The sequence below is a fragment of the Adlercreutzia sp. ZJ176 genome (assembly GCF_011038975.1).
Taxonomy (GTDB): Bacteria; Actinomycetota; Coriobacteriia; order Coriobacteriales; family Eggerthellaceae; genus CAAEEV01.
The window spans coordinates 1-2,708 of sequence record NZ_JAAKEC010000039.1 but is presented as its reverse complement, the minus strand read 5'-3'; the positions used below and the strand labels follow the sequence as shown (position 1 = coordinate 2,708).

Annotated in this window: 2 protein-coding genes; both read right to left on the bottom strand. The window is 66.7% G+C overall.

Features of this window, described 5'->3' with window-relative positions; translation table 11 throughout:
* Positions 1 to 178 precede the first annotated feature (178 nt).
* On the bottom strand, positions 179 to 1,198 hold the full coding sequence (rfbB, locus tag G7Y50_RS11765) for a dTDP-glucose 4,6-dehydratase (protein WP_165056817.1): 1,020 nt from the start codon (positions 1,196 to 1,198) through the stop codon (positions 179 to 181).
* A gap of 49 nt (positions 1,199 to 1,247) precedes the next feature.
* On the bottom strand, positions 1,248 to 2,513 hold the full coding sequence (locus tag G7Y50_RS11760) for a hypothetical protein (protein WP_165057095.1): 1,266 nt from the start codon (positions 2,511 to 2,513) through the stop codon (positions 1,248 to 1,250).
* Positions 2,514 to 2,708: the final 195 nt, after the last annotated feature.

The window sequence follows — 2,708 nt, the reverse complement described above, 5'->3', positions numbered from 1 at the left end:
TGTGAAGGGCTTAGGTTGTTGCGCCCTTATTTTGCCCCCAAGCGCTGACTTGGGGTTAGATTTGCTTTGTTTTACCTGATCAGACATAGGTTTTGGCTATTATTCCCACACGAATTAAGACTTACCCCATTTGCATCAAGCTCCTCTGATCCGAAGCACAGCGTCTCTTCTATCGCTTTTACTGTCCCTGCGCTGCGTACCTGGCCTCGGTGGCCTCCTTGGCGGGGCGCCACCAGCTCTCGTTGTCACGATACCACCCGATGACCTCGGCCAGGCCCTCGGCGAAGTCCGTGTGCTTGGGACGCCAGCCGAGCTCGCGTCGAAGCTTCGTTGAGTCGATGGCGTAGCGGCGGTCGTGACCCGGGCGGTCGCGCACCCAGTCGAAGTCGTCGGCGGGACGCCCGAAGGCCTTGAGGACCTCGCGGAGCACGTCTATATTGCTCTTCTCGCCGTCGGCGCCGACGAGGTAGGTCTCGCCGACGCGCCCGCGCGTGAGGATGGCCCACACGGCGCTCGAGTGGTCCTCGGCGTGGATCCAGTCGCGGACGTTTCGCCCGTCGCCGTAGAGCTTGGGGCGCGCCCCGTCGATCAAGTTGGTCACCTGGCGGGGGATGAACTTCTCCACGTGCTGGTAGGGGCCGTAGTTGTTCGAGCAGTTCGATATCGTGACCGGCACGCCGTAGGTGCGGTGCCAGGCGCGGACGAGCATGTCCGAGGCCGCCTTGGTGGACGAGTACGGCGAGCTCGGACGGTACGGGGTCTCCTCGGTGAACCGCGCCGGGTCGTCGAGGGCCAAATCCCCGTAGACCTCGTCGGTGGAGACGTGGTGGAGGCGTTTGTTGTGCTTCCTGCACGCCTCGAGCAGCCGGTAGGTGCCCTCGACGTTGGTCTTGAGGAAGGGCTCGGGGCCCGCGATGGAGTTGTCGTTGTGGGACTCCGCCGCGAAGTGCATGACGGCGTCGGCCTCCGGCACGAGCTCGTCGAGCAGGTCCGCGTCGCACACGTCGCCCACGACGAGGCGCACCCTGCCCTCGGGCAGGCCCGCGATGTTCTCGGAGTTGCCGGCGTAGGTGAGCTTGTCGAGCACCACGACGTCGCAGCCGGTGTTGCCCACGACCCAGCGGGTGAAGTTGCTTCCGATGAAGCCGCAGCCGCCGGTCACTATGATCCTCCTTGGTTTGAAGGCGCCGTCCTTCATGCGCCGCTCCTATCTCTCCGCGCCCCGAGGGGCGAGCCTCGCCGCCGGCTCACTCGCCCAGCCCGAGGAAGCCCGCGGACCTCTCCATGACCGACTCGTAGCTCGTGAGCCCCAGCTGGATCACGACGTCGTCGACCCGGTACTCGTCTATGTAGTCCGACAGCGGCTTGCCCTTGCCCACGTTGACCACGTCGAGGCAGACCGTCGTCTCGTAGTTGCGCGCTATGTAGGGGTCGATGGGCTTCTCGTAGGACAGCCCCACCACCAGGCAGGTCCGCCCGTTGCGCGCAGCCCCGTTCTCGTACACCAGCTCGTCGGCGGGCCCGTACCACGAGTCGTAGCCGTCGTAGGGCCCGCCCCAGCTCGCGGGCTCCTCGCCCGCGGCCAGCTGCCCGCGCGCGCCGCGCAGGACCTCCTCGCCGCCCGCCGTGCGGACGGTGAGGCCAGAGAAGTCGGTCGGCAGGTCCCAGAGCTCGTCTGAGAACCCGAGGAACAGCGCGCGCCGCGCGTTGGCCCCGTGCCAGCGGTCGCTCACCCTCACCGCCCCCTCGTAGGGGACCTCCTCCCAGCCGAGCACCTCGCCGATGCGGCTGTACGAGGCGAGCGCCCTCTCGAGCGTCCAGTGGTGCTCGGTCCTGAGCCACTCCTCGTCGAGCTCCTCCTCGGAGGCTATGGGGTCCCACACGACGCTCACCCTCCCGTCGAGCAGGCCCCCGAGGTTCTCGTCGAAGACCTCCTTGGAGTATGTGCCCGTCTGGAGCGCGTAGGTGGGGTTCTTGTCGCTCGAGTACATGTCCCACAGCTGGTCGTAGACGAAGCGAACGTGGGGGTGCGACTCCTGCGCGGCGCTCACCGCGGCGGCCATCGCGCGCATGCCCTCGAGGTTGGCTTCGTCCACCTTGGCCGCGATCGGGACGACCGCCTCCCTGCCCCAGTCAACGGCGTAAGCCGCGCCGTAGTACGCCGGCGTCACCGGGTAGCCGCAGGCCAGGTTGGCCAGGCCTATCACACCCCGCTGGAGCCCGCCGTAGGCGAGCAGCCCCGCGTCGCGCAGGGGGAACATGTCGCCCACCTTCTGGCTGAGCGCCTCCTGCAGGTCCCCGGACAGAAGCCCCTCGACGCTCAGGTTCCCGCGGACGGACAGCGTCTGGCCGACCGCCCTGCCCTCCACCTTGGCGGGGTTGGCGCTCGAGTTGAGCGGCGCGGGCGCGGGGATCCCCGCCATGTCGAGCGCCCTCACGAAGAGAGTGCAGCACAAAAGCAGCGCGAAGCACGCGGCGAGCGCCAGGGCGGAGGCCCGGAGGGCGGGAGACATCGCCCCCTCCCGACTTGCGCCCGGCGCGGCGTGCGCCCCTCTCCTCCTTCTCATGTCCATGGTCGCAAGGCTCTCTCTAAAAAGTTGGGGGATTTCTCTGTTTTGGGGCATTTATGCTGCCTCCCCCACGTTTCTTTGTTGATTTGCAAAAATCTTCCAATCTCTCAATAAAGTTGGGTAGCACGTGACGTCAAA

Coding starts and splice junctions, on each gene's coding strand:
- rfbB (WP_165056817.1), bottom strand. CDS start 1,198: ATGAAGGACGGCGCCTTCAAACCAAGGAGGATCATAGTGACCGGCGGC.
- G7Y50_RS11760 (WP_165057095.1), bottom strand. CDS start 2,513: ATGTCTCCCGCCCTCCGGGCCTCCGCCCTGGCGCTCGCCGCGTGCTTC.